At 59.3% G+C, this 26,067-nt stretch carries 31 protein-coding genes and 4 pseudogenes; 22 read left to right on the top strand and 13 right to left on the bottom strand.

The genetic code is table 11. The features are described 5' to 3' along the window. Positions 1-116: pseudogene (locus tag NKH02_RS21925) on the top strand (OmpA family protein); the annotation flags it as partial. A gap of 189 nt (positions 117-305) precedes the next feature. On the opposite strand, the gene NKH02_RS21920 reads toward NKH02_RS21925, so the two are convergent. The 3 genes from NKH02_RS21920 to NKH02_RS21910 are packed head-to-tail and all read right to left on the bottom strand — an operon-like array spanning position 306 to position 1,997. After that, positions 306-704 (bottom strand): nuclear transport factor 2 family protein, encoded by a 399-nt coding sequence (locus tag NKH02_RS21920; protein WP_352881380.1) that lies wholly within the window; start codon positions 702-704, stop codon positions 306-308. 1 nt (position 705) lies between these two features. After that, positions 706-1,602: an MBL fold metallo-hydrolase gene (locus tag NKH02_RS21915; RefSeq protein WP_352881378.1), complete on the bottom strand. Its 897-nt coding sequence runs from the start codon at positions 1,600-1,602 to the stop codon at positions 706-708. A gap of 53 nt (positions 1,603-1,655) precedes the next feature. Then, positions 1,656-1,997 (bottom strand): GlcG/HbpS family heme-binding protein, encoded by a 342-nt coding sequence (locus NKH02_RS21910; protein ID WP_502913850.1) that lies wholly within the window; start codon positions 1,995-1,997, stop codon positions 1,656-1,658. 297 nt (positions 1,998-2,294) lie between these two features. Here NKH02_RS21910 and NKH02_RS21905 point away from each other — a divergent pair, with 297 nt between their 5' ends. Further along, on the top strand, positions 2,295-3,212 hold the full coding sequence (locus tag NKH02_RS21905) for a LysR family transcriptional regulator (protein ID WP_352881372.1): 918 nt from the start codon (positions 2,295-2,297) through the stop codon (positions 3,210-3,212). Positions 3,213-3,469: 257 nt separating this feature from the next. Here NKH02_RS21905 and NKH02_RS21900 read toward each other — a convergent pair whose 3' ends face one another. The 3 genes from NKH02_RS21900 to NKH02_RS21890 all read right to left on the bottom strand — a co-directional run bounded on the left by NKH02_RS21900 (position 3,470) and on the right by NKH02_RS21890 (position 4,417). Further along, positions 3,470-3,661: a hypothetical protein gene (locus NKH02_RS21900; RefSeq protein WP_352881369.1), complete on the bottom strand. Its 192-nt coding sequence runs from the start codon at positions 3,659-3,661 to the stop codon at positions 3,470-3,472. Between the two features lie 139 nt (positions 3,662-3,800). After that, the gene (locus NKH02_RS21895) at positions 3,801-4,019 is read right to left on the bottom strand and encodes a hypothetical protein (protein WP_352872252.1); all 219 of its coding nucleotides are present in this window, start codon (positions 4,017-4,019) and stop codon (positions 3,801-3,803) included. Between the two features lie 95 nt (positions 4,020-4,114). Continuing rightward, complete coding sequence (locus NKH02_RS21890) at positions 4,115-4,417, bottom strand: DUF1330 domain-containing protein (RefSeq protein ID WP_352872250.1); 303 nt, start codon at positions 4,415-4,417, stop codon at positions 4,115-4,117. A 150-nt stretch (positions 4,418-4,567) separates the two neighbouring features. On the opposite strand from NKH02_RS21890, the gene NKH02_RS21885 reads away from it, so the two are divergent. From NKH02_RS21885 to NKH02_RS21860, 6 genes and pseudogenes are all read left to right on the top strand, one after another. Beyond that, entirely contained in the window at positions 4,568-4,723 is a 156-nt protein-coding gene (locus NKH02_RS21885; protein WP_352881366.1) for a hypothetical protein, read from the top strand. Between the two features lie 136 nt (positions 4,724-4,859). After that, a complete protein-coding gene (locus NKH02_RS21880) occupies positions 4,860-5,051 on the top strand; it encodes a hypothetical protein (protein WP_352881363.1) in 192 nt (63 codons plus the stop codon). A 328-nt stretch (positions 5,052-5,379) separates the two neighbouring features. Then, positions 5,380-5,584: pseudogene (locus NKH02_RS21875) on the top strand (IS66 family transposase); the annotation flags it as partial. Positions 5,585-5,695: 111 nt separating this feature from the next. Next, positions 5,696-6,415, top strand: coding sequence for a Crp/Fnr family transcriptional regulator (locus tag NKH02_RS21870; RefSeq protein WP_352881360.1), 720 nt, complete (start codon positions 5,696-5,698; stop codon positions 6,413-6,415). A gap of 130 nt (positions 6,416-6,545) precedes the next feature. After that, positions 6,546-6,704 (top strand): hypothetical protein, encoded by a 159-nt coding sequence (locus tag NKH02_RS21865; RefSeq protein ID WP_352881357.1) that lies wholly within the window; start codon positions 6,546-6,548, stop codon positions 6,702-6,704. A gap of 28 nt (positions 6,705-6,732) precedes the next feature. After that, positions 6,733-7,059 carry a hypothetical protein gene (locus NKH02_RS21860; RefSeq protein ID WP_352881354.1) on the top strand — a complete coding sequence of 109 codons (327 nt, stop codon included), beginning with the start codon at positions 6,733-6,735 and terminating at the stop codon, positions 7,057-7,059. A gap of 123 nt (positions 7,060-7,182) precedes the next feature. Here the strand turns inward: NKH02_RS21860 and NKH02_RS21855 are convergent, their stop codons facing one another. Further along, entirely contained in the window at positions 7,183-7,461 is a 279-nt protein-coding gene (locus tag NKH02_RS21855; protein ID WP_352881386.1) for a DNA-binding protein, read from the bottom strand. Positions 7,462-7,683: 222 nt separating this feature from the next. Beyond that, positions 7,684-7,860 (bottom strand): annotated as a pseudogene (locus NKH02_RS21850) (transposase); the annotation flags it as partial. On the opposite strand from NKH02_RS21850, the pseudogene NKH02_RS21845 reads away from it, so the two are divergent. Next, positions 7,859-8,053, top strand: a pseudogene (locus tag NKH02_RS21845) (hypothetical protein); the annotation flags it as partial. The pseudogenes NKH02_RS21850 and NKH02_RS21845 sit on opposite strands and share 2 nt — an antisense overlap. A 126-nt stretch (positions 8,054-8,179) precedes the next feature. On the opposite strand, the gene NKH02_RS21840 reads toward NKH02_RS21845, so the two are convergent. Next, positions 8,180-8,611, bottom strand: a complete 432-nt coding sequence (locus tag NKH02_RS21840; protein WP_352881351.1) for a DUF3237 domain-containing protein — start codon at positions 8,609-8,611, stop codon at positions 8,180-8,182. A gap of 188 nt (positions 8,612-8,799) precedes the next feature. On the opposite strand from NKH02_RS21840, the gene NKH02_RS21835 reads away from it, so the two are divergent. Beyond that, a protein-coding gene (locus NKH02_RS21835) for an IS5 family transposase (RefSeq protein ID WP_352881349.1) occupies positions 8,800-9,632 on the top strand; the annotation gives its coding sequence in 2 pieces (ribosomal slippage) (positions 8,800-9,328 and positions 9,328-9,632; 834 coding nt in all). 412 nt (positions 9,633-10,044) lie between these two features. Then, on the top strand, positions 10,045-10,890 hold the full coding sequence (locus NKH02_RS21830; RefSeq protein WP_352881347.1) for a class I SAM-dependent methyltransferase: 846 nt from the start codon (positions 10,045-10,047) through the stop codon (positions 10,888-10,890). Between the two features lie 390 nt (positions 10,891-11,280). Here NKH02_RS21830 and NKH02_RS21825 read toward each other — a convergent pair whose 3' ends face one another. Together NKH02_RS21825 and NKH02_RS21820 are read right to left on the bottom strand one after the other, a co-directional pair. Continuing rightward, positions 11,281-11,652: a hypothetical protein gene (locus NKH02_RS21825; RefSeq protein WP_352881345.1), complete on the bottom strand. Its 372-nt coding sequence runs from the start codon at positions 11,650-11,652 to the stop codon at positions 11,281-11,283. A gap of 171 nt (positions 11,653-11,823) precedes the next feature. Beyond that, positions 11,824-12,213 (bottom strand): 4a-hydroxytetrahydrobiopterin dehydratase, encoded by a 390-nt coding sequence (locus tag NKH02_RS21820; RefSeq protein WP_352881343.1) that lies wholly within the window; start codon positions 12,211-12,213, stop codon positions 11,824-11,826. A gap of 423 nt (positions 12,214-12,636) precedes the next feature. Between NKH02_RS21820 and NKH02_RS21815 the strand changes: the two genes are divergently transcribed. Beyond that, a complete protein-coding gene (locus NKH02_RS21815) occupies positions 12,637-13,281 on the top strand; it encodes a peroxiredoxin-like family protein (RefSeq protein ID WP_352881341.1) in 645 nt (214 codons plus the stop codon). Positions 13,282-13,743: 462 nt separating this feature from the next. Here the strand turns inward: NKH02_RS21815 and NKH02_RS21810 are convergent, their stop codons facing one another. Next, on the bottom strand, positions 13,744-14,538 hold the full coding sequence (locus NKH02_RS21810) for an AraC family transcriptional regulator (RefSeq protein WP_352881339.1): 795 nt from the start codon (positions 14,536-14,538) through the stop codon (positions 13,744-13,746). Positions 14,539-14,826: 288 nt separating this feature from the next. Between NKH02_RS21810 and NKH02_RS21805 the strand changes: the two genes are divergently transcribed. From NKH02_RS21805 to NKH02_RS21765, 9 genes are all read left to right on the top strand, one after another. Beyond that, the gene (locus NKH02_RS21805) at positions 14,827-15,582 is read left to right on the top strand and encodes an SDR family NAD(P)-dependent oxidoreductase (protein ID WP_352789692.1); all 756 of its coding nucleotides are present in this window, start codon (positions 14,827-14,829) and stop codon (positions 15,580-15,582) included. A 480-nt stretch (positions 15,583-16,062) separates the two neighbouring features. Beyond that, entirely contained in the window at positions 16,063-17,919 is a 1,857-nt protein-coding gene (locus NKH02_RS21800; RefSeq protein ID WP_352881337.1) for a TPR end-of-group domain-containing protein, read from the top strand. Between the two features lie 113 nt (positions 17,920-18,032). Further along, positions 18,033-18,269 (top strand): TOBE domain-containing protein, encoded by a 237-nt coding sequence (locus NKH02_RS21795; protein ID WP_352881335.1) that lies wholly within the window; start codon positions 18,033-18,035, stop codon positions 18,267-18,269. A gap of 273 nt (positions 18,270-18,542) precedes the next feature. Then, complete coding sequence (locus tag NKH02_RS21790) at positions 18,543-19,295, top strand: ABC transporter permease (RefSeq protein WP_352881333.1); 753 nt, start codon at positions 18,543-18,545, stop codon at positions 19,293-19,295. Further along, the gene (locus NKH02_RS21785; protein ID WP_352881331.1) at positions 19,292-20,110 is read left to right on the top strand and encodes an ABC transporter permease; all 819 of its coding nucleotides are present in this window, start codon (positions 19,292-19,294) and stop codon (positions 20,108-20,110) included. The genes NKH02_RS21790 and NKH02_RS21785 overlap by 4 nt, the downstream gene beginning before the upstream one ends. Positions 20,111-20,170: 60 nt before the next feature. Next, on the top strand, positions 20,171-21,154 hold the full coding sequence (locus tag NKH02_RS21780; protein ID WP_352881329.1) for an SIS domain-containing protein: 984 nt from the start codon (positions 20,171-20,173) through the stop codon (positions 21,152-21,154). Between the two features lie 64 nt (positions 21,155-21,218). Then, positions 21,219-21,698, top strand: a complete 480-nt coding sequence (locus NKH02_RS21775) for a PfkB family carbohydrate kinase (protein ID WP_352881328.1) — start codon at positions 21,219-21,221, stop codon at positions 21,696-21,698. Further along, complete coding sequence (locus tag NKH02_RS21770; protein ID WP_352881327.1) at positions 21,658-22,059, top strand: PfkB family carbohydrate kinase; 402 nt, start codon at positions 21,658-21,660, stop codon at positions 22,057-22,059. The genes NKH02_RS21775 and NKH02_RS21770 overlap by 41 nt, the downstream gene beginning before the upstream one ends. Before the next feature lie 59 nt (positions 22,060-22,118). Beyond that, entirely contained in the window at positions 22,119-23,201 is a 1,083-nt protein-coding gene (locus NKH02_RS21765; RefSeq protein ID WP_352881325.1) for a LacI family DNA-binding transcriptional regulator, read from the top strand. Between the two features lie 779 nt (positions 23,202-23,980). Here the strand turns inward: NKH02_RS21765 and NKH02_RS21760 are convergent. Continuing rightward, a complete protein-coding gene (locus NKH02_RS21760) occupies positions 23,981-24,886 on the bottom strand; it encodes a LysR substrate-binding domain-containing protein (protein WP_352881324.1) in 906 nt (301 codons plus the stop codon). 264 nt (positions 24,887-25,150) lie between these two features. Here NKH02_RS21760 and NKH02_RS21755 point away from each other — a divergent pair, with 264 nt between their 5' ends. Beyond that, entirely contained in the window at positions 25,151-25,987 is an 837-nt protein-coding gene (locus tag NKH02_RS21755; protein ID WP_352881322.1) for a transporter substrate-binding domain-containing protein, read from the top strand. The last annotated feature ends 80 nt before the right edge of the window (positions 25,988-26,067 follow it).

Genomic DNA, 26,067 nt, shown 5'->3' with positions numbered 1-26,067 from the left:
TGTGGGCCAAGGGCTACGGCAAGGACAGGCTCGTCCGCGACTGCCCCGACGCCGCCTGCAGGTCGCAGAACCGCCGCGTTGTGTCCAATTTGCGCGATGAGAGGGACGAGTCGTAGGCGCTGCTGTTTTGCTTGTCACCAAATCAGAGTCTCACAACGCGACGGCGGCATGGCTGCTTTGCGTCTCACTGGTCAACGATGCCTCCTAAACAGGCCGGCTAGGCTACCACCGCCCGGATCTGGCGCAATCGCTTGCGCCAGATCCGAGCCAGAGGTCTCGAATTTGCAGAAGTGGGACCAGCCATTTCAAGCGTCCGGCGTTAGCGCCTGCTGGACCAGCAATGTGTCTACATACTGCGTCATGCTGGCGATCTTTCCATCTCTGATCTCGTAGAGATGGGCAAAGGCGGCGTGCATCGGCTTGCCTGTTGGCTTGTAGGTTCCGGAGTAGACCCCGAAGGCGGCGACACTGTCGCCGTCTTCGAGATAGATGTGAACGTCGGCGCGATAGCCGATCCATTCCGTGGCGAGGCGCCGGAAGACGCCGGCGATGATCGCTTCCGCGCCGACATATGTCCCGGCGTATGGGAAACCCTCGGCTTCGGTCCACCGCGCGTCGGGGGCGAGAGCGGCCAGCAGGTTGCGTCCGTTGTCTTCCGAGGCCCCCTCGTAGGTGGCGCGGATCAGATCGAGATTGGCTCCCATCTCAGCCCCACTTCATTTCGCCGGTGGCAACCTTGGAGCCGATGTCGAGCGCGACCCCCATGCCGAGGCCGGGGTAGCGGGCTTCCATAGCGCTCTTGAGCGCGGCCGCGTCCTTGGCCTTGGCCAGTTCTTCCTCGAATGCAATGAGATAGGCCTTGGTGTGCTCAACGCCCGAGAGGTCGGTAGGGGTCTGTGGCGTCATATGACCGGCAACCACTATCGCCGGCTTGCGCGCCGCGATCTTTTCGAGATTGGCGATCCATGCCGCACGCTGTTCCTTAGTCGGCGTGTCGGCGGTCCAGACATGTACCCCGCCAAAGATCATGACGCCGCCGAACACCGCGTTCAGCGACGGCACGAAGAGATAGCGCCGATTGGCGAGGCCTTCGGCGCTGACGATCTCGATGGTCTCGCCATCGACGGTGAGCGTCTTGTCGTCGAACGCTTCGGGGATGACGACATCGGCGAGCGCCTGTGGGCCGTTCTCCTTGAGCTGCGGCCCCCAGGCGGCGAGCTTCTTGTCGACACTGCCCTTGATGGCGGTCACCGTCTCGGAGGCAGCGATCACGCGTGCGTCGGGGAAAGCCTCCTTGATCGGCTTCAGGCTGAAATAGTAGTCCGGGTCGGACTGGCTGATATAGATAGTGGTGAGCTTCTTTCCCATCGCCTTGATCGCCTCGGCCAGGGCCTTGCCATCGGGGAATGTGAAGCCGCCGTCGATCAGCACGGCTTCAGTGGCTCCGGAGACCAGAACAGGGGCCCGGAAGAAGCCGTTTTCCCCGGCGGGAAAATGCTTCCAGGAAAGTCGTGCGGCAGCATGGCCAAGCCCTGCGGGAACAAAGACGGCAGCGGCGCCGGCGGCGAGGGTCGTTTTCAAGATGGTTCTCCTGGTAAACATGGATGTCTCCTTGATTTTGGTTTCAGGGCATGGATTTCAGATATGGCGGGGTGCTAGGGAAGCAGGCCTTTTGCACCGGCATTCGCAACGGCGCCGTCATCCGGCAGCATGCCGCCACTGGCGCCGATCGCTCCGACGACCTTGTTGTCGACGATCAGCGGTACGCCGCCTTCGACCGGAAAGGCGCCCGGCACCCCAAGCAAACTGATCTGGTTTTGAGTGACGATCAGATCCTGGATGGCCTTGGTCGGAGACCTGATCCCGTTGGCCGCCTTGGCCTTTCCAATCGCCGCATCGATCGTGTCGATGCCGGCCTGGTTGCCGCGTTCCAGATAGACAAGGTTGCTCCCGGAATCGACGATGGCAATGGTCATGTCGAGGTTGCGCTTGCGCATCTCCGTCGCGGCGGCTTGCGCCGCCTGCTTGGCCAGCTCGATGCTGATGGGAGCGCCATAGGGCAGGTTCTGGGCAAAGCCGGGTGTGCCGGTCAGAAGAACCGAAAGGGCAAGAACTACGCACGGGATTTGTTTGGTCGTCATTTCACGGCCTGTGCTGGTCTGGGGTAACGCGAGCGAACGTCTTGATGGGCGAAAATATGCCACGCGCGGATCGATTGATAAGACCAACAAAATAGACATAATGTATGCTATGGCCATACAATACGGCTGGAGCCGATCTGCTTTGGGCTATGCATGAACCTCAATAGGCTGGCGTACTTCGCGGCGGTCGTCGATGCCGGCTCCTTCACCCAGGCCGCCGAGCGGCTGGGCATCACCAAGGCGGTTGTGAGCCAGCAGGTCGCGCGGCTGGAGCGCGATGTGGGAACGACGCTGCTGATCCGCACGACGCGACGAGTCCAACCGACAGAGGCGGGTCGGGCATTGCATGCCCGTTGCCTCCTGATCCTGCGCGAGGCGGAGGATGCCTTTGGCGAGCTTGAGCAGGCCGCCGCCGAGCCGGCCGGCACGCTGCGGATCACAGCACCAAACGACTACGGCACGTGTGCGGTCGTCCCGGTGGTGACCGCCTTCAGCGCGCGTTACCCCGCCTGTCGCGTGGAATTGGAACTTGGTGACGAGATGATCAACCTCGTTTCCGGCAGGATGGACTTAGCGATCCGCGTCGGCTGGCTTGCCGATTCCAGCCTCCAGGCGCGACGGATCGGCACCTTCCGGCAACTCTTGGTATGCGGCGTGGGCTTCGCTGGGCAGATGACGGCTACCGAACCGGAAGGTCTTGCCCGGCTGCCCTTCGTCGCCAACACGGCGCTGCGTGAGCCGCTGCTGTGGCAATTTTCGCGTGGCGACCTCGAACATCACGCCGTGCACATGCAGGCAACAATCTCGATCAATGCCACACCGGCAGTTCTGTCGGCCGTCCGCACCGGCGGTGGCCTGTCGGTTCTGCCGGATTTCCTGGTGAGCGATGACCTGGCCGCGGGCCGCCTCGTCCACGTCTTGCCCGAATGGGTGCTGCCCTCCGGAGGCATCTACACGGTCTACCCCGCTGCGCGGTTCCGGCCACCCAAGGTAACCAGGTTCGTCGAGATTCTCATGGCGGCTGAGCGGCAGACGGGTTCAAGTCCGCAGGGTCGGGCACACGCGCCCTAGCAAGCTGTTGGAGAATCGCTTTGCAGACAACGACTCATCGTTGCAGACCTGTGGCGAGTTCATTCTAAACTTCACTGGTTCGGCCAAAGTAAGATATGCGTACGCCCGCTTTGCCCATCGGCGCGGCCCATCTGGTCTCAGATTGCCGGGACAAAGTGCCCGAGAACTCCGCCCGGCCATGCGGCTCGACCGTGCCGGGCCTAACCGACGAGCTGTCTGTGAACTAGCCCGCCGGTGATGCGCTGGTCGGTCACGCCCTACAGCCGGACGAACTCGTCGAGCTGCAGGCGTATTCGCTGGCCTTCCGCGAAGGCTAGGGCGAGCGATTCTAGTTCGAATGATCGGGTTAGTCCCTGATCTTCCTCGACCACACGGACGAACCATTCGCCACAGGCTTCGACCACTTCGATGCAAGGATGACCCTTGCCGTTGGGTATGTCACTATCCATCGCATTGCCTCCCGCAATATGAGGACAATCGCGAATTTATATGAGTGCTCAAATCGACCACAAGGCTTGGTACAGATCGTACAAATCGCAAGGAGCGCAACCTGGTTGGAAGCCTGATTCGATCGACGGTGAAGATGGTCTAGTCGTTATAGCCTAGATATGCCTTCACCCGCCCCAGATCGCGCCCATCCGAATTTCTGGAGCTGTAGTCCCAGTCGATCTCCCAAAACCCTGTTTTCTCCATGGCCTCGGTTGCCCGGACCCGCTCCGACATGTCGGGAAATAGCTCTTTCAGAAGTGCATTGACAGCTTCGACTCCGCCCTCGCGGTAGGCCTGCTTATAGATATCGTCGGTCATTTGCGCGCCTTCCCAAAAAACAGCAATCGCGCCAGGTGAGCACTAAAGACGACCGGCTTGTGTCTGATGACGGCGAGTGTGAAACCACGACATCGTCATACATTGGGTGTTGCGACCCCCTCAAGCGCAATGATCCTGGTGTTGGCGCAACGCTTGCGAATTTCGATAAGGCGGGCGTATTCCGGCGAATTATACCAGCCCATCAATGACGCCATGTCGGGGAATTCGATAATAACCAAACGGTGTGGCTCCCAATCGCCTTCCAAAACCTTAGTCGCACCGCCACGACCCAGGTATCGACCACCGTAACGCTCTTCGGTGGCAGGCACATCCCGCCGGTATTCCTCGAACTCGGCAGCGTCTTTTATGTCTACATCCGCGATCAAATAGGCCGCCATTTGTGCTCCCTCACTCTAGCAGGGGCGAACCTTGCGCGCTCCAAGCTTAGCCCTAGGACGCCAGCCGCGCATGGCGTTTTCACGTTTCGATTACATTAGCACGAATGCATATTTATGCTAGCCGAGTGCGCGGTTGGCGCCGCTCTCCTGTTGTCTTCGGTGACGAGCGAACGCAGCATTCCGGACCTCACCGAAGGGGATGAAGCGGCCGGCGACGCGATGCGTCAATGTGGACGCGTGAAGCGCTTGCGCGGCGAGGAAGATTTGCGGCACGCCTCGCAGCAAGATTTCAGTGAAGAACCGTAAGGGCCGACTTGCCGGCTAGCCCAAGATTAGGAATATAATCCTCTAGTTGCGGCGAAACCCTTATATGGAGATCACTACTATGGCCAGGACCAAATCATCCAAACAGCTCTAACCGGCTGAAATCGAGTGCTTTCTGGTGGCAGCGGAAGCGCTGCACAAGAGCATCGTGAAGCCGCTTCTATCGCCTATGAGCGAGCATTACCGGGCGTTGCAAAACACCCATGAGGCGCTGTTGAAGACGATCAAGGATATCACCGGCAAGGATGCGCCGTTCATTCAGTGGAACGGGACAGGCCCGGTGCGATCAACGCCGGCCAAACCGGCTTGACGGAACATTAGCAACCTCTAACTATTTGTGCTGTGGTAGCGCGATGCTCATCCCATCGTTGCTGAAGATCGGGGATCTTCACCGGCTCCCGATCGGCCCGCGCCTCCCGCAAGCGGCGCGGGCTTTCCTTGCACAGAGAGAGCGGCGACAAGAGGTGCGGATCGAGGAAATCACGCCGAAGCCGAAAAGACGCTAGGACCTGCCGGCACCATCTCCTAGTTGTTTGATCCCAAGCTTTGATGGTGCATTCTCTTCTTCCGAATCGAAGGAGGCACTATGGGCCAGGTTCTTTCACGGCAGCGCCACGACGACAGAGGCAGTCCGTCGAGCAAAACGCGGCAAGAACGCCGCCCCGATCTCACCTCAAGCGCATCGACGCGCTGTTTGACATCGAGCGCGGGATCAACGGGCTTGCCGCCCACGAACGGCTGCAACGACGCCGGCAGGAAAGCCGTCTTCTCGCCACCGAACTTGAGGCCTGGCTGCGAACCGAGAGGGCCAAACTGTCGCGCAGTTCTCCGGTTGCCGAGCCTAGGACGCTGGCGTTTGGCAGATACGAGGAGCATTGTGGTAACGGTTAATGTCAGCCGCCGCCGAAAGGGGCGAGGAGTCGGCGACGGGGTGGAGAGTAAATAGGAGGTGGGATGCTGGAATCCCTCTATCTCAACCTCGGGCAGCACGACTCGCTCTCTGACATAGAGAAGGCGCTTTTGAAGGGCGCCATGTCATTTGAAAAAGAGTACGCGACCGGGCAGGATCTGGTGTCGGAGGGGTCAAGGCCCACTTATAGCACGCTTATTCTAGATGGCTTGGCTGCTCGGTACAAAGTGCTGGACGACGGCGGACGTCAGTTCACCTCCTTGCAGGTGCCTGGCGATTTCGTTGATCTCCACGCCTTCCTCTTAAAGACCATGGACCATGGGATCATCGCGCTGTCGCCTTGCCATGTGGTCGTTGCCGAGCACAGCCGCTTGCGTGTCATTACGGAGGAAGCCCCCCACCTGACGCGCCTGCTTTGGCTGGACACTCTCGTTGACGGAGCCATCCATAGGGAGTGGATTGTCGCCTTGGGAAGGCGGTCAAAGACTTCCCATCTTGCGCATCTTGTTTGCGAACTTTTCGTTCGGCTTCAAGTTGTGAAGCGCACCAACGGCATGAGTTTTCGCCTCCCAATTTCACAAGTCGAGCTCGCTGACGTGCTCGGGCTGTCTGTAGTGCATATGAACCGGGTTCTCGGGGCCTTGCGGAGGGCCGGTGTCATAGGCTGGGCGAACCACATAGTGACTGTTTTGGATTGGGATCGATTGGTGGACATCGCCGAATTCGATCCCACCTACCTCAGCATGAATCATGAACCGCGATGAGAGCCATTCAGAGGAGCGTCGAGACCCAGACTCTAGGGCCGAGTAGGTGAATTGAACTGCCGGAGGCGCCGGTTCCTGGTTCAACGCCCTGCCGGCCGGTCAGGCGATGCTTGTGCTGTTGGAAAATAGCGTGCCTGCCGACGTTGCGGCCCGCCTTACGGCGGCACGGCCGCTAGCCGAACAGGAGGACGGCCGGATCGTCGGCGATGCGCCACCGCCGGAAGCGCTGAAGGCGATGCTGGGCGGAACGACAGATGCACCTGAAAGGGCTCGTGGTGCAACCTTTTGAGAAACGAGAAATGGGGACTGGAAAGCAAATGCTGATCGCCTTGCGGCGGCTAGTTTTCGCGGCGATGGAATTTCGCTTCGGATTATTTAACAGCCACGGGTGGCGCGCAATGCTGGCATCTTGTCGTCCCGCCACGCAAACGTCAGCTTTTCGCTCTAGCACGGCCTTTGACTGTAATGCTGATCAACGTTCGTTCCTGGCGCGCGAACGGTTATTCACGTCCACCTTTAACGGCGGCCAATTGGGCAGGGAAGGCGGGTATCTCTGCCGCCAAACAGCCTGCCCAAGACGACCGGCAAAATTGATTTTTATCGCCCGTCGCATGGTAGTGGGGGATGGTATGGGAGATTGGTAAGTCCCTAGTTTCAAAGGGAGTTCAGATCGAAACGTGACACGTCGTGATCCAGAGTTCCGGATGGGTATCGAGCGGGATCATTGTGGATCAGACCACTGTGGACATATTCAGGTTATTTATCAATCACTTGTAACTTTCTTCTGGAAAGGTGGTGGAACCGCCTCTCTGCGACTCTGGCGGTGCCGTCTCTTCCCGCGGCAGTTCGCGTGTGGGTTTGCAGGCGACGAGGATCGATCTCTCCCAGCGATCCAACTCACCGCTCGGATAGAGGATTGCTTTGCCGATCTTGAGGAAGGATGGCCCGATCCGCAAGCAACGCCAGTTTCGAAGAGTCCCGTCGCTTCCCTGTCCGCGATAGCGAGCGATGACTTCTTCAGGGGTGAGGAAGTTCGGGTCAGGCATGGGCGTTACAAATAGCAGAGTTGTGCAACAGATTGTTGCACCCGCGACCCCGTCGATAAAGACCTGAGGAGAAATGCCGGCGGCGTCACCGCGGACTTCTCGTCGTGACCCGAAGCTGTCAAGAGAGTTCAATGACCGCTTTGCGCCAAATCGGCCGTTAGGGGCGGTCCTATCCGCGCCGATAAGCGGACGTCGATGAACGACATGAACCGCCCCGGTTTTGTCGCGCTCGGCCTTCTTCACCCACTCATGCAGCGTCTGCGCCGTGCAGCCGATCTTGGCGGCGATCGACGAGACCGCCGCCCACCGCGAGGCATGCTCGCCTTCGTGATCCAGAACCAGCCGCACCGCACGGGCTCGGACCTCGGGAGAGAACTTGTTGGTCGTCTTGCTTGTCATGGCTCCACCTTCCCAGGAGTTGGAGCCTCCGATCAACCCGGGGCGGTTCATATCTCTCACCGTATCGCCTATTGATCGCCAGCGCCTGACGGTGCTGATCAAGGATCGCAATGCGCAGCAGAAGCATGTCTGGCGGGGCGAGATTATTCTGCTGAGCAGCGACGGCGCGGGCACTGTCGAGATCATGCGGCAACCGGCAAGTCTAAGAGCGTGACCCGAAACTCGGGATTGGGGTGGGATTGAATGGCCGCATCCGTTGTGATTCGCTTGAGTTGTCTAGGGCGTGTACTCATAAAATGCGGGAACCGCTTAGTCGCCGTTACCTGATGACAAAAATGTCGTACATCAGGTGAGCCCCTTCGCCTCTTTTGATTTCAAGCATTTTGCCGATGGCCTGGACTCCGTTGAGCCAGCCGTACCGCTCCGATTTGGTTTCAAATGTCGGAGCAGTGATCAAATAGCAATCGCCCGTTCGCAGCATTTCTCCTTTTAGATACCGCTCCCGAACCTCCTTCTGACAATGAAAAATGCCGTTGTAGGAAACGAATATGATTTGGTCGTCGTCAGTTTGAACCGTGAGCCGCACGTCGAGCCGAAATACACCGTCGCCCATATTTCTCAGCGCGTCGCTCGATGGCGGAATTATTTTTCCCTTGATCTGCGGACCTTCCACCCAGCCGTCCGGGTGGTTGACCACCCTTAGCGTGTCGTCAACTTGGTGTGCTTCGACGATTGGGACGTAGAGTGTCATGAGGTATTCGCCTTGAACCGAGGTCGTGGGGCCCCACCTCATTTTCGATCTCCAGTTGGCTCAAAGGGATTCTATTATTGCCCATTTCTGTCAGTCGAACATGCATTGGCCGAGTTTCGCAACACATTCGCCCCCAAGCGAACATGGCGGAATCATGAGTACACGCCCTAGACCGAGCGAGATCACACATGAGTTGGACGAAGGCCACTCGGTGGCAATATTGCCGCGCGGGGCAGCGAGATGCAAACGCATTGACGGACAAGGAATGGGAGTTGATCGAGCCGTTTCTGCCGAAAGCGAAGGCGACGGGACGTCCGCGGACAACTGAACTTCGAGCGGTGGTGGACGCGCTCCTCTATATCGCCTGGACCGGCTGCCAGTGGCGGGCGCTGCCGGATCGCTTCCCGCCCGTTTCGACGGTTCAACGCTATTTCTATGCCTGGCGGGACAATGAGCTGTGGAAGACCATAAACTTCCACTTGGTGGCCGCAGCACGCCTTGCTCTCGGTCGCGAGGCAAGTCCGAGCGCCGGCATCATCGATAGCCAATCGGCAAAGACCACGGACGTCACCGGTCTGCGTGGCTACGACGCCGGCAAGAAGATCAAAGGCCGCGAGCGCCATATCATCACCGACACCGAGGGGCATTTGGTCGGGCTGACGGTGCACACGGCCGATATCCAGGACAGGGATGGGGCAGTAGGCGTCATCGCTTCCTTCGACGGCTTTATCCTTGGTTGCGCCATCTGTTCGCCGACGGCGGCTATGCCGGAGAAAAGCTGACGCAGGCTCTGACCGATCTCGGCACGTGGACCATCGAAATCGTCAAGCGTTCCGACGATGCCAAGGGCTTTGAGGTGCTGCCTCGACGATGGGTCGTCGAGCGAACTTTCGCCTGGCTGGGACGTTGTCGCCGGCTCGCCAAGGACTTCGAGGTGACCATCGCCAGCGCCGAAGCGTGGATCTTCATCGCCTCCATCCGCCTTCTGCTTCGTCGAAAGGCAACTCTGCGTCGTGCATAGCCGAGTTTCGAGTCAGGCTCTAAGACCTGCGTGTGGCGGTGGCAGGAAACTGCGCAGCCCAAGACCGGACATTCCGGACGTCAGGAATGGGTCAGGACTTGCTGTAGAAGTTCTCCGAACGAAGGGTGGAGAAGGGTCATGGGTGTGAATTCGACCGCCTCGAACGAACTACTGCTTTTGTTGCGGAATGTTGCCATTCGTCTCGTCGGTCGGAACGAGCACGTTGCGCCATTTGCCGACCTTCATTGCGTTCTCCAAATCTGCCGTTCGCGCTACAGCCTGATACGACCCTGAAGCGACATTCGCCTTGAGGTCAACAGCGAGTCTCGTTGACTGGCTGCCGCATCGGCGCATAGTCGTCGACTAACGCGATGTCCCCCTTTGGGGAACAGTCGTATGAGGGAGGCCGGCCATGGAAGTCGCAGGTGGCGATCATGCCGACGTTCACGTCCCGTATATTCTCGTCCATTCCGATCGCGAGATCAGGCGTCTCAGCCATCAGGCGGGCATCATTAACCCGATCACGCGAAGAATCTTGCTTTCTGCGGGCATGAGTCCCGGGATGCGCGTGCTCGACGTCGGCTGTGGCGCGGGCGACGTTACATTCCTGGTTTCCGAGATGGTTGGCAGCGAAGGTCAGGTCATCGGCGCAGATCGGGCTCCAGCGGCCCTTGCGGCGGCGGAGCGGCGCGCGGCGGCGCATCCGATCCAGAATGTCAGCTTCTGTGAAGGCGATCCCGCGGCACTCTCGTTCGACCGACCGTTCGACGCCGTGATCGGCCGCTACGTTCTGATGTTTCAAGCCGATCCTGTGGCCATGCTGCGTGGCGTCGCTCGTCATCTCCGGCCTGGAGGGACCATTGTCTTCCATGAGCCAGATTGGGACGGCTGTCGATCCAGCCCGCCGGCGCCGACCTACGACGACTGCTGTCGATGGATCGTCGAGACGTTCCGGCGCAGCGGTATCGAGACCAATATGGGTCTCAAGCTCGATGCGGCATTCCGCGCGGCTGGATTGACCGCGCCCTCAATGCACTTGGAGGCTGTTGTTGGGGGAACCAAGAGCGGTTTCGACTGGTCACACCAGACCGCTGAACTCATTGTCACGATGCTGCCGGAAATCCAGAGCCGGGGAGTTGCGACGGCCGCTGAGGTCGATATTGAAACTTTGGGACAGCGCATGCAGCGGGAAATCGAGGCGGGTAGCGTGATCGTGAGCCGCTCGGAAGTGGGCGCCTGGTCGCGTGCACCGACCTAGCCATGACAAGACTGGAGCGACATGGTAGTCCGTACCAATCCTTTTCCTGGGTTCTGGGCGGCTGCCTCGCAGAAAAGACCAAGGCGAATGTCCGCTCACAGGCGCTACTTGCTCGTTCCCATCGACGAGACGAATGGCAACATTCCACCCCGGCCGGAGCTTCCCCGAGCCTCATCAGGCAATGATGTCTGAACGCACCAACCGACCACGTGCGCCATGACCGGACGTTCCCGGCACCTCTCCAAAGCGGCCGTTCGCGCTAGCGGGAGTCGCTCCAAAGGGTAGTCCAACTTCTGGCGGTTTTCGTCCCACAGCCTAGCCACTGGACGGTTTTACTCCGCCCGCACACTCGGCACTTATGCCGTGGTCATCGGCTCGCACTGACTTGCGTCAGTAGACGGGGCAGCCGCGCTCGCGGCCGAACGTCAGATAGACGCGCTCACCATCGCGCGACCGACCGCGCACTTCGATAGTGCGACGACCCGCCGTGACGATGCGTGCCTGCCGGACGCCCATCCGCTCGGCCTTGTCGAGCGCTCGGTCCTCCGTGCAGCCGCGACGAACGACACGCTGCTCGACATAACGACCCTCGTAGCAGTCATCGTCTTCGTAAGGATCGCAACGTTCGCGCGTGCGGAGTTGCGGGCCATCGCGGCCGATGCTGAACTCGAATTCTTGTGCCGCGCTGGAGCCGGTAATCAGCGGCAAGCCCGAAATGCCCATTGCCAACGCAAGGGCGGAATTGATCAGGAAATTGCGCATGGTCGGTCCTCCGTTTAACACCACAACGATTTGGGAGAGCCTGGGTTTCAGAAGACCACGAGGTTTCTTGGGCGGCATGGGGATAATCTGGAACCGGCTATCGGCAGCGGTTTCAGATTTCGTTAGCAAAGTGCGACACGCAGCTCGGCCTGCGCTGAGCAAGGGCCGCTCTTACAGACCAGCTAGCTGATTGATCTTCGCTGCCATGATGAAATCGTTCTCGTGCAGGCCCCTGATCTTATGGGTCTGCAGCGAGATTTCCGCGTAGCCCCAGCCGAAGCAGATGTCCGGATGGTGCCCTTCCTCTTCCGCCAACCGGCCGACCCTGTCGACGAAGGTGAGTGCTTCCCGAAAATCCGCAAACTTAAATTTGCGGCGTATCAGGTGTCCCGCCTCCAGAATATTCCAGCCGGGCGTCTGAGAAAGATATCCGCCGGCTTCCTTCTCGGTCAGCGGCGGTATGCCGCCGCGGCAGGGCGTACAGGTTTTCTGGGCAATGTTCTCTGCCATGACAACTGTTATGGTGCAGGTATTGTGAACGGCAACCTCAAGCCCGAACAAAAGCGGTTTCCGCCGCCGATCCTGGCCGCCGGATTAGGTCAGTAAACGGCGAACTCGCGCCATAACCTGTCATTTGCAGCGCTTCTCCAAACCTGCCCTTCGCGCAACGGCCCAAGCGGACCCGTTGACGACCTTGGGCGTTGCAGACTTGAACCTCCAAATCGAGGTCGGGAACCTGACCTTCCGCGCAAGAGCATTCGGGAGTGCGCTCGCGTGAGGTCATTCACCACATTTGGCGGCGACCCGCAGATGCTTTTTCGTGTTATGATGGGCTTGCAACGCGCGTAATCTCGACCTCGGCAATATGGCAGAGGTCGAAAGCTATTGCCTTGGCACAGGAAGTTTTCGCCCCCAGCACTTGATCGCCTTCGAAACGCTGGGTGTGCTGCTTTCCCTGACTGACCCGGGGCGAGGAGGTTGTCCATGTCCACGAGTAGTGTCGACGGCCCGCTGCAGCCGGGCGACCGGGCACCGAATGTTGTGCTCAATGCGATCTCACGCGAAGGCAAGATCGCGCTCGATGATTTTCGAGGCCGTAGCCCGTTGTTGATCGGTTTGTTCCGAGGCCTGCACTGTCCGTTCTGCCGGCGCCATGTCGCGGCGATGGCGCAACTTAAGCCGGCCCTGCGTGAGAAAGGCGTCGAATGCCTGGCGGTGGTCAATACGCCGGTCGAGCGGGCGCGGCTCTATTTCCGTTACCACCCGGCACCCGATCTTCTCGCCGCATCCGACCCGGAGCGGGCCTCGCACCGTGCTTTCGGCTTGCGCGAGGTCGGGATGGACAGGGTCATGGCGATACGGATCCATCTCCCGGGCGAGTTGCCCGAGCCTATGGACGTCATGGCAATGAACGAGTTTCTTAACAAGAAGGAAGGATATGAGATTACGGGAGCCGATCAGCAGGCGATGGTGGCTTCCGGCCAGGGGCAGCTTGTCGGTCAGTTCCTAATCGACCGGGCGGGCATCGTACGCTGGAACTTCACTGAAGTTCTGGAGGATGGCCTCAACACCTTCAGAGCGCCGAATCCCGAGGAATTGATGTCGGCAGCTTCCCAAGTTGCACATTAATAGGCTGCGGAAATGGGCTGCTGAAAACTCGCTCGCCGGCCACCGTCCTGTGGTGATCCTTTGGATTTAACCATCATCGAAATGCTAAGCGCGGGAGGTTAAGGTCTGCCCGTGGGCTCGTAGCGATTTCGATTCAACGGTCTGCGGACCCCCGATGCTAGAGTGAGCAAGCCGCATAGGCGGGGCGACGTCCGCTCCTTGCCGCAATCACGTCGTTCCGACAGGCGCGCATACGGCAAGTTTCCACCCAACCTAGTCCTCCAACGGCTTCTTCCGCGTGCAGAGCGGTTAAAAGCACGGGTCGCCTCGATTGCGCCATAAGCCGCCGTTCCCGACGGTTCTCCGAACGGGACGTTCACGCTCCGGCAGGTGTCGACCCTTTCCGGTCCTCGGCGGCGGACGCGACGAACGGCTCAATTGAGCCCACAGCGGACGCTCACTTTCTTCTGAAGCAGAGTCAGACTACGCATCCATCTGTGCCTGTCGTATGTCGCGGGCCGGTGGTTTGCCGAACAGACGGCCATATTCGCGGGTGAACTGAGGCACGCTCTCATAGCCCACCGCATAAGCCACCGAACTCACGCTCATGCCATCGGCCAGCATCTGGCGCCGAGCCTCGATCAGGCGCAACTGCTTCTGGAATTGCAAGGGAGACAGCGTGGTGGTCTGGCGGAAATGCTGGTGGAAGGACGAGGTGCTCATCCCCGCGGCCTCGGCCAGTTCCTCGATGCGGATCGGCCGTGCATAGCTTTCGCGGATCATAGCGACCGCACGGGCGATGCGTTGTGCATGGCCATCGGCCCCGCCGAGGCTGCGGAGAGCCGATCCGTGCCGTCCCGCCAGAAGCCAGAAATGAATCTCGCGCAGCAACGGCCCTTGCAGGACCGGGAGGGCAGAGGGACGGTCCAGAAGCCGCATCAGGCGCAGGGCCACATCGGCGACATCTGCGTCGGTCGGCTCCACTCGGACAGGCTTGCACGGATCGCCCGGGACCGCCGCCATCTCGACCGCGAGTTCCCGCATAAGGACGGGGTCGAGTTCCAGCACCAGCGAATAGTAGGGCGCGCCGAGGCTTGCCTGCGTGATCTGGCTGACCGTGGGCACATCGGCCGAGATCAGCAGCGACTCGCCCGGACCGAATTCCAATGTCTCGGCCCCTATCGTGACCCGCTTGACACCTTGTAACAGCATGGCCACCAGCGGCCGATTGACAGCGACCTGCAATTCGCCGGGCTGCGTGGCGCGGATCGCGGTCATGCCGGGAATAGGCGTCGACGCCGCCCCGGAACGGTCGGCATGAGTGTCGGCAAAGCTGCGCACAAGGTCGAGAAGCGTTCGGCTCATGGGGGCAAGTTGAAGGGTGGTGGCGTTTCAGGCAAGAACTAAAGAAGGATCAGGCAAGAAATCCGGACATTCTGGAAAATCTTTGCCGCAAGGCCGATCCAGATTTGCAGGAACAGGCAAGACTACGCGAGGAATCGGCAACAACTGGAGACGCTCTTGCCGCATGTTGTCCCCATCGCTTCGGATGAAAGGACTTCCCGCATGACCAAGATCGCACTTGTCACCGGCGCCAACCGCGGCCTCGGCCGCAACACCGCTGTCAGCATCGCGCAGCATGGCCGCGACGTGATCGTCACCTATCGCGGCAACGCATCTCAGGCTCGCGAGGTTGTGGCCGAGATCGAAGCCCTGGGCCGTAAGGCGGTTGCCCTGCAGTTCGATCTCGGCGAGGTCGCCAGCTTCGCGGCCTTTGCCGAGACCCTGCGCGCGGCGCTGAAAGAGACCTGGGGCCGCGACAGCTTCGATTACCTAATCAACAATGCCGGCCACGGCGAATTCACCATAATCGGCGATACCACCGAGGCGCAGTTCGACGGTCTGTTCGACGTCCATGTGAAGGGCGTTTTCTTCCTCGTGCAGGCGCTTCTGCCGCTCATCGCAGATGGCGGGCGGATCGTGAACTTTTCTTCGGGCCTGACCCGCGTGTCCTATCCGGGCTTCTCGGCCTATGCGGCCGCCAAGGGGGCGGTCGAAATCTTGACCGTCTATATGGCGAAAGAGCTGGGTGCGCGCGGGATCACAGTGAACACGGTCGCGCCCGGAGCGATCGAGACCGATTTCGGTGGCGGGCTGGTGCGCGACAATGCCGAAGTCAACGCGCAGTTCGCAGGGATGACCGCGCTTGGCCGCGTGGGTCTGCCCGACGACATCGGGCCGATGGTGGCAAGCCTTCTGGGCGAGGATAACCGTTGGGTTACGGCACAGCGGATCGAGGTTTCGGGTGGTCAGGCGATCTGATCAGTCGGACCCCCGACAACTGAAGCGCGCGGCCGTATAGCCGCGCGCATTGTCATTCCGCCGTCGGGAAAAGCCTCCTTTGGCCGTCGACTGAAGCTGAAAGACCGGAAGTCCGGCAACCACGTCGTTCCGAGAGCCACACTTGAAGAGCGGTCCTCCACCCAACGGCGACGTAGAACGCTCCGCGGCTGTACGGCAGAGCCGAATCCTACCGCCGGCTCGGTCCAGAACGTGCCTGTCAACTTCGGATAGGTACAGGAAGCGGACGCTCCGTGATCGCCGTAGAAAAAGCCATGAGGCCGCGGTGACACTCTTGACGCAGGGGCTTTCATCGCTTCCGCTTTATCTCCGTGGCTCGCCTCGTCTGCACCTAAGTTGAATGCCTTCTCCTTCCGGTGTTACGAGGACCGTATTTAGTGTGATGCCGCTGCTGTGAGAACCTGCTACCCTGACCCGCCGAAAAAAACAGGCTAGCCGCGCATGGAACGGAGACTTAGCGCGATACTTGCTGCCGATGTGGTCGGTTACAGCCGGCTCATGGGTCTCGACGAGGGCGGCACGCTTTCGGCGCTCAAGACGCATCGGCGAGAACTGGTCGACGGCAAGATCGCCGAGCACCAGGGCCGGATCGTGAAACTCACAGGCGACGGTATGCTGGTGGAATTCCAGAGCGTCGTGAACGCTGTCGCTTGCGCGACCGACATCCAGCGCAGGATGCTCGAGCGCAACGCCGACGTGCAAGAGGAGCGCCGCATCGAATTTCGCATCGGCATCAATGTTGGCGACATAATCTTCGATGACAACGACATCTACGGCGACGGCGTCAACGTGGCGGCGCGAATTGAAAGCATCGCCCGGCCCGGAGGCATTGCGATCTCCGGTGCGGTTCGCGACCATCTCGGCAAGAATCTTGATCTGGATTTCGAGGACATGGGGGAACACGAGCTCAAGAACATCGACCGGCCGGTCAGGGTCTACCACGTCGCACTCGCCGCGCCGTTCAGTTTTGAGGACAGCGCGATAACAGCATCTCCTCAAAGCCACATGAAGGCAAAACCTTCAATCGCTGTCCTGCCGTTCACAAATATGAGCGGCGACCCCGAGCAGGAGTATTTCTCCGACGGAATTACCGAAGACATCATCACCGACCTGTCGAAAATCTCTGGCCTCCACGTCCTCGCCCGCAACACGGTATTCACCTACAAAGGCAAGCCCGTGAAGGTGCAGCAAGTGGCGCGGGAACTCGGCGTCAAATTCGTGCTCGAGGGGAGCGTACGGAAGGCAGGTCAGCGCGTCCGTATCACGGGACAGCTTATCGACGGGGCTGATGGCGGTCACGTCTGGGCCGACCGATACGACCGTGAACTCACCGACATCTTCGCGATCCAGGACGAGATCACTCACACCATCGTCGATCAGCTCAAGGTCAAGCTGCTGCCGGCCGAAAAGAAGGCGATCAGGGCGGCTCCCACTGACAATGTAGAGGCCTATACGTATTATCTGAGGGGGAGAGAGTTTTTTCACCGAACGTCCAAAACCTACTATGTGCTGGCGAAGCGGATGTTCGGCAAAGCTATCGAACTCGACCCACTTTATGCGCGCGCCTATGCGGGCATCGCCGACTGCGACTCCTTTCTATTCCTAAATTACGACGAGAAAGTTTCTCTCGAAAGCATTCTGGCCAACAGCGGTAAGGCGCTCGATATCGAAAGTGGACTGGCAGAAGCACACGCGTCGCGTGGCCTCGCTCTGTCGGTCGGCCAAAGATATGAAGAGGCCGAAAAGGAGTTCGAGCAGGCTATCGCAAGTGATCCCAATCTATTCGAAGCGCATTATTTCTACGCGCGTGCGTGCTATGCACAAGGTAAGCTCAAAGGGGCTGCCCACCATTACGAGCGGGCCGCCGAGATCAAGCCCGATGACTACCAGTCTGTTCTTCTGCTTATGCAGGTTTATCGTTCTCTAGGGCGGCCGGAAGACGAAAGGGAAGCGGGTCGCAAAGGCGTGTTACGCGCCGAGCGCGAATTGGCGAAGTATCCTGAGAACCCCCGGCCAGCCTATCTCGGCGCAAATGCTCTCGCCTTGATCGGGGAGACCGAACGTGCCACGGAATGGTCGGCACGTGCGCTGGCAATCGATCCGGACGACATTCTGACGCAATACAATACCGCCTGCCTTTGCTGTCATTTCGGCGAGCTCGATCGTGCGCTCGATCTGCTGGAACGCCTGCTGCCTCATGCAAACCACGAGACCAAGGCATGGGTGAAGCAGGATTCTGACTTTGCGCCACTGCACGAGCATCCGCGCTGGCAGCGCGTGCTGGAGCTGGCAGCATAGCCATGAAGCGCCGCCGCATAGTGGTGGACGGAAATGCCTGACCTTGGCGGCACAATCGTGTCTCTCAGGGGAGGAAAACCGCATTCATCGCCGAATTCATCGGCGAGTCCACATTGCTTAGCGTCTCGATCCGAGATGGCGCGCCCTACTATCGCGACCAGTTGCTCGATGTCGCCGATAGCACGGCGGGGCAAGCGCCTGGTCTTCTGGTCGTTAGGCCGGAAAAACTAGAGGTTGGAAAGGCCGATCAAAAGCGGCCGGACCGCAATTACTTTGACGGCTCGTTGGAGCGCGTCCTTTTCCAGGGCGAAAGCAGCCTGGCATTCGTCCGTCTCGCTGGGGGGAGTTGATAACGGTTCGACGCCACCTCAACGAGGCAAGCAATTCGGACCTGCCCGCTGTCGGCAGTCCGATCGTGCTCAGTCTACACAAGAGCGAGAGCCGAGTCGTACGCGACGACAGGGGGCGTTGACATGTCTACAAGCCCTACCCCCACGCAGTCGAGCAGCTTAAACCGTGAAGTGCTTCGAAAGGCCGATAGGCGGGAACGCCTCAGTCTTGAGGCCCTTCTCCTGCCAGGCATAGCTCTCCTCGCATGCGCTATCCTTCTGCCGATTGGAGTCATGCTCTATCTTTCCTTTGTTGGGGAGGACGGCTCCTTCAGCTTCGAAAATTACGCGAGACTTTGGACGACTCCAGTCTATGGCGAGGTCTTTAACATCACCTTCCGGATCTCGCTTCTCACCACAATCATGGTGGCTGCGATCGGCTATCCGCTGGCGTTCATTTTAGCGCATCTGCCGGAGCGTCTGCAGAATTGGGCATTGCTCTTTGTCCTATTGCCCTTCTGGACCCCCGTACTCGTCCGGACATACGCGTGGCTCGTGTTGCTGCAGGACCACGGCCTCATAAACAATGGCCTGATTGGGCTTGGGCTGATCAAGGAGCCGCTCGAGTTAAGTCACAACGTGACGGGTGCGATTATTGGCATGGTACAGATCATGTTGCCCTTCCTGGTCCTACCCCTCTTCTCCTCGATGAAAGCGATAGACCAAAATTTAATCGCCGCCGCCTCTAACCTCGGCGCCACACCCGCACGGGCCTTTCGCGACGTCTTCTTCCCGCTTTCGTTGCCCGGATTCCTCGCAGGCATCCTGATGGTGTTCGTCCTGTGCCTGGGCTTCTACGTCACTCCAGCGGTGCTGGGCGGTGGCAGGGTGATCATGGCTGCGATGCGCATCGATGCAACTGCACGCCTCTACACGAACTGGGGCGCTGCCAGTTCGCTCGGAATCGTTCTGCTTGTGATCACCATTCTACTGATCCTCGTGGCGACCTATGTCGGCAGAAGAGCCGGACAGGGGATGTTCCGATGAAATGGTTGCTTCAACCTGCGTCAATGACGCAAGTCACGCATCTGCAGCGCCTCTGGCTGTACATCATCACCATCTTCGCGATAGCGTTTCTTGTAGCGCCCACCTTGATTGTTATCCCGATGTCGTTCTCGGGATCGGAATTTCTGGAGTTCCCCCCCAAGCACTTCTCTCTTCGGTGGTACGAGAGCTACTTCACGTCGCCGGCGTGGATGCGAGCAACATTGATTTCGGTCAACGTTGCCATCCTCAGCATGTTATCCGCCACGATCATCGGAACGGCCGCAGCGTATGCCCTTTGGGTCGGCAGGATACGCTTCAAGACCGCTCTCTGGGGCTTGTTCGCTCTGCCGATCGCTATCCCCGTCATCCTACTTGCCGTCGGTTCTCTATTCGTCTTTGCGCGTCTCAGCCTCGTAAACACGACGCTCGGCCTGACTCTCATGCACACTGCCATTGCGTTGCCGTTCGTCATGATTGTCATGACGTCGGGGTTCGCCTCCTACGACATGAACCAGGAGCAAGCGGCCCGCAGCCTCGGTGCGACCCGACTGTACGCTTTCATTACCGTTACGCTGCCGCAGATAAGATTCTCAATAGTGTCGGCGATGTTGTTCTCCTTCTTCTCTTCGTTCGATGAAGTCGTGGTGGCAATGTTCATCTCGACCGGATCGGGCGCCACCCTGAATCGCAAGATGTTCAATTCACTACGGGATCAGGTCGATCCGACGATCGCCGCGATCTCCACCTGTCTCGTCACCGTTTCGATACTGCTGATCGTGATCGGTCAGCTTTCCAGATCCCGCGCCCCCAGATAGCGCGGTTTACATAGCGCAAACGCGCGCCTTTAACCTCGTCAAAACAAGTAAGGACTCGACATGACTGCCGAACAAACCGACACGCAAATTGCGAATGCGTTGAATGCCGTGGCGGCTCGGGAAAATGTCACTGACATCTTCTTCGTTGCCTGTGGCGGCTCCTATGCCCAAATGCTCCCCAACCAGTACATCGTGGAGCGCGAGGCAAAGGCCATCATTGGCAACGCCCTCAATGCGGCCGAGTTCAAAGCGCGGGCACCGAAACGCCTCGGCAAGAATTCGATCGTCATCACCCTTTCTCATTCGGGCACGACCCCCGAAGCGGTCGAAGCCGTCGAAATCGCGCGCGCGGCGGGTGCGTTGACGATCTCGCTGACGCATGACCTTGGCAGCCCTCTCGATCAAGCTTCCGAATTTACCGTCTCCTATTTTTTCTCGCCCATGACCATGTCGCCGATACACCAGGCCGCAGTGTTGGCGAGACTAACCTTTGGCATTCTCAAAATTCGGGAAGGCAACACCAAGATCGATGATCTCGACGAGGGCCTCGCCGCGCTGCCTGCTTTGGTGGACAACCTCGTCTCGCAGCATCTTGGAAAGGTCGCTGAATTTGCAGAGGCCCACAAACGTGAGGCTGTCATTTACACGATGGCTTCGGGAGCGAATTACGGCCCGGCCTACTCTTTCGCCATTTGCCTCTTGCAAGAAATGCAGTGGGTTCACTCGGCAGCGATTCACGCCGGCGAATATTTCCACGGGCCGTTCGAGATCACAGACTTCGACGTGCCATTCATCCAGCTTCTTGGTGTGGGACCATCCCGTCCGATGGACGAGCGCGCGCTTACCTTCGTGCAAAAATACAGTAAGCGCGTGACTGTCTTGGACGCGAAGGATCTCGGGGTTACCTCGCTGCCTGGAACAGTGTCCGAGTACCTTGCACCTCGGGTCTTCTCGCCCGTCCTGCGGGTTTACGCAGACAAGCTATCAGAAGCCAAGGGCCATCCGCTGACTGTTCGTCGCTTCATGTGGAAGATGGAATACTAGGAACAAAGGGGGCGGAACCGACCGCGGTTCCGCCTTTTTCTTTCTCTTCGTCGTAGGCATCAAAATGGATTCGAACTTCTCCCGCGAACGCGGCTTGGTCGGCATCGGCGACAATGTTGTGGACTACTATCTCGACCAGGGCGTCTACTATCCGGGTGGAAATGCGCTCAACGTGGCCGTTCTTGCTCGAAGGTCCGGACTGGCAGATACGGTCTATCTCGGAATTCTGGCAGACGACGAGGAAGGCAGGCACATTCAATCCTGCATGGCCGCCGAGGGCCTCTCCGACGACTATACGCGTTACGTCAGGGGCGAAACTGGCAAAGCCAGAGTCACTCTCGTGGACGGCGATCGTGTCTTCGTCGGATCCAACCACGGTGGCGTGCGAAAGCGTCTCGCCCTGCGCATGGATGAATCCGATCTGTCTCTGATTAAGCGGTTCGGAAACGTCCACTCGTCGTGTTTCAGCTATCTTGAGCCAGAGTTGCCCCGAATTCGCTCCCATGCGGCGCCTTTCTTACGATTTTTCGACCGGTCGCGATAAGGATTACTTCGCCGCGATCTGCCCGCTCGTGACGACTGCTTTCCTCTCGGCCTCGGACATGAACGACCCAGAGACAGAGGCGTTCATACGGGAACTCCATTCGCTCGGCGCACCGATGGTGTGCGTTACCCAAGGCGTACGTGGCGCTGTCTTCAGTGACGGCAGATCCACTTTCCGCCAAGGGATCGTTCAAGCCAAGGTCGTCGACACAATGGGGGCGGGTGACGCGTTCATAGCAGGCTTCCTTTCCGCCACAATCCAGGGAGCTGCCATCGAGGCATCTCTCCTGCATGGAGCGAAGTCAGCGGCCGCTGCTTGCGAGTGGGAGGGAGCCTTCGGCTATCCACACCCAGCAAAATAGCGTTCGCGCTTCCCGCCTGGTTGCCACCTGCGTAGCGCGGACCGGATGATCGCGTTCCGATGAAAACAACCGCGCCCAATCCCCGGTCGATAACAGTCAGGGACGTCGCCCGCGCGGCAGATGTGTCGAAAGCGACGGCCGCGCGCGTGCTCGGCGGATACGGCGTCGTCAGCGATGCGATCCGCGCGGACGTCATGGCCGCCGCCAAGACACTGAACTACTGTCCAAACGAGCTAGCCCGCAGCATGACGACCGGCCGGTCCGGCATCATCGGGGTGGTTGTCGGCGACATCGAGAACCCTTTCTTCAGCCTCGCGGTGCGCGGCATCACCGATGCGGCATGGGCAGCCGGATTCAACGTCATTCTGGCCAACTCCGGCGAGAGGATCGAAGTCGAAAAGGCAGCTGTGCGGCTGTTGGTTGGCAAGCGCGTCGACGGGCTGATCGTCACGCCGTCGGAATTGCGGGATATCTCGCATCTGCGCGACATCCACCGTTCAGCCCGGCCGCTTGCCCTGCTTGACCGGGCGCTGCCCGATCTGGATGTCGACACTGTCACCGCCGACGATCGCGGCATCACCATTTGCATTCTTGCGGATGCCGGCCACCGCAAGATTACCTATGTGATCGCGGTCGACGCCGAAGGGCGTGAGTACCGCGATCTCGGGCAAATATACACCTCTTCGATTCGCGAGCGCATCGACGGTTTCCTCACCGTGTGTCGAGATGCCGGAATTGAGCGGCCAGAACGTTATGTTCGCCTTGGTGCGACAAGCCCCGCCGAAACGCGCAGGATTACCGACAGGCTGCTGTCCGGACCAGATCGGCCGACGGCGATCCTTGCCTCCGACAGTGTCATAGCGCTGGAGATATTCAGGGTGATCCGCCAGCACGGCTTGCGGGTTCCCGAGGACATTTCGCTGATCACCTTCCATGATGCGGACTGGACGAGCGTGACAACCCCGCCGATTACCGTCATCGACCAGCCCGACTATGCGCTTGGCAAAAGCGTCGCGGAGCTTCTTATTCGACGTCTGAAGGGCGAAGTTCGACCGCCCGAAAAGCTCATTCTGCCGACTGCCATCATCGAAAGGGGCTCGGTAGGCCCGCCTATGGAAGGACAAGGCCGACCGTTCCCATAGGTTTTAGAACCGATGACCGAAGAGTTACGTGTTTGATCCCCTGCTTTGATGATTCACCATTGTGGTTCGAATCAAGGATGCGCTTTGAGCCAAGTCTGCACCGGCGCGCCACTATGCCGAATGGCAGCAGCAGCGCGGCATCTCGGATGGAAAGGCTGCTGACTTGACGTTTCCGGTAGCGGTGTATTTGGCCTTGACAACAGCCCCATCGTCAAGGATTCGGCTGCCGAAGGGTCAATTTGGGCGGGCCACATTACCGCCCACGACACGAGCATCTCGAAGGAAGGGCTGGTCCGATCTCCTACTCTGATCAACCCAAACACCCAGCATGCGAAGACAAAGACGGTTCTAGATCCTTACCTCAACGATCCAAGCGTGCTGGTAAAACCTCACTCGGGACCTTGAACAAGGGCAAACCTCAATCGCCAACCGCCAGCCCGCGACTTGCGATCCGAATGGCACCCCTCGCCGGGGGCGGTCAGTCCCGCGTCCCGCCTGCGGCGGCGCTATGCTAACGCTCCTTAGGCCGCCCTGTTGAACCGGTCTCGGAGTCACGAACCGGCTTCAGCACGAGATGGCTTGTCCCCGTCAGGGGACATTTCGGTGCTTGCGCTTTGTACGCCCTTTTTCCTTTAAGGCCGTCGGCGCCGCGCTCGCCTCAGCTTGGCCGTGGCGAGCTCGGCTGGCCTTTCGTCGCGAGTTCGTCAACCCGATGGATAATCGCAAGTGTGCGGCCTAAAGCGTCGCGACCCAGTTTGCATGTGATCCTCCTGCTTCAGCTAAAACAGCCTCACATTGCCACTTCGGTTATCTTCAAGCGCGGTTCGGAACTCCCGCTCGAATACCTGTTGCAGCATCGATGCCACCTGCGTGCGGTTGCGTGTCATGTAGATGTGACAGGGAAGTCGAGGAGCGAAAGGTCGGATGGTGAGTTGGCCTTCCCACCGGGCTGCAGAAAACGGATCGACGATCGAAACTCCCAGGCCCTGTGCGACGAGCGCGCAGGCTGTATCGGCGAAGGGAGTTTCAAAACGGCAGTCGATGGAGATGCCCGCATCGGCGAGCGCGCGGTCAATATCCTGCCTGGTACGATCATCTCGCCCCAAGGCGATGAAAGCCTGCTCCGCAAATTGTAATGGGCCAATGATTTCTTCGTTGGCAAAGGCATGGTCGAGAGGCGCCACGCAGACACACTCGGCCTCGAAGATCAGATCGCAGGTGATCGCAATGTCGACCACCGGCGCCTGGATGAGACCAACGTCGATCTGCCGCCCAGCGGTCAGCTCGGCGATCCTCGGTGAGGCGCTGGGGAAAATGCTCATCCGAGCCTTCGGATGGCGTCCGGCAAAATCCTTGAGAAAACGCGGCAGGACGATACTTGCAAGTGCTGGATAGACACCGATGGTGAGGCGGCCGGCCTCAAGTTGGGTAATGTCATCGGCCAAGCGACGAATCCGCGTCATGCCCTTGACGATCTGGCCAACCTCCTCGTTGAGCAGCATCGCTTCTGCGGTTGGAACCAGGCGACCCGCACGCCGTATGAACAGCTGAATCTTCAACGCGTGTTCAAGGTTGGAGATGTGCGCGCTGACCGATGGCTGGGCGATATGCAAAAGCTCACTCGCGCCGGTCACGGTTCCCGCCTCCATCACAGCGCGGAACGCCTCAAGCTGCTTGTAGTTCATGGATCGCTCCTCGGAAGTGATGAGTCAAATCCATAGGTAACTCCTATACGCTGCGCAACTTTTCGTATTGGAACGGAGCGGCGATTTGTAATTAACTCCAACGAGGTCTGCACAAAGCAGACTAAATCGAACAGTTTCACGAGCTTGGCGCAGGTGCGGGTCGATTGTCGCTCGCACCGACCCTATTCAATTTTCCGATTCATTTCGGATGTGTCGGTCGCTGTTCGGCAACAAAAAGGGGTTCACATGATCAAGAATATTCTGTTGTCGGCCGTCCTTTCTCTCACCGTCATGCCGTCGGCAGGCTCAGCTTGGGCTGAGGATGTCACCCACATCCGTATTGCCACGGAAGGTGCCTATGCACCCTGGAACTACACGCTCCCCGACGGGAGCCTGGCCGGCTACGAGATCGATCTTGCCAAGGAATTGTGCCGTCGCATGAAGGCTGAATGCGAGATTGTGGGGCAGGATTGGGATGGAATGCTGCCGGCGCTGAACGCAGGGAAGTTCGACGCTATCATTGCGTCCATGGGGGTGACACCCGATCGTCAGAAAGTCGCTGCTTTCTCCGATCCATATTCCAGGGCACCGAACGCGTTCATGGCCATGAAGGAGAGCGGCCTCGACAACGTCGTTCCGGCGCGGGAGGATTTCAACCTGCGCACCAATCCCGACGGCTCCAGAAAGGTGGTCGAAAATCTGGCTGCTTCCCTCAAAGGAAAGGTTCTTGGCGTTCAGGGATCGACGACGGCTGGGCTCTTTGCCGATGCCTACCTGAAGGATGCGGTGACCATCCGTTCCTACAAGACGATCGATGAGATGAACCTCGACCTGGTGGCAGGCAGGGTTGATCTCGTCATGGCGAACGTCACGGTCCTCAACGCGGCTTTGGCCAAGCCCGAGTTGAGTGGTGCACAGTTGGTCGGGCCAACGTTCGTCGAAGGCGTGCTCGGCAGCGGTACGACGAATGTTGCGCTTCGCAAAAGCGATACCGCGCTCAAGGAGAAGTTCAACACGGCGATCCACGCGGTGGATTCCGACGGGTTCAACAAGGCCCTGACGGAAAAATGGTTCGGGGCCGATATTTCGGTCAAGGACTGACATGACCCGTGCAAGCGACCTCGGATCGCTCGCACCGCACGATGAGGCTCCGCGGCGGCTCAATGGGGCTTGGCTTCATT

This window comes from Mesorhizobium sp. M1396 (assembly GCF_040317725.1).
Taxonomy (GTDB): Bacteria; Pseudomonadota; Alphaproteobacteria; order Rhizobiales; family Rhizobiaceae; genus Mesorhizobium.
Note: the sequence above shows the minus strand (reverse complement) of the source record. Positions and strands in the feature narration are given on the sequence as shown.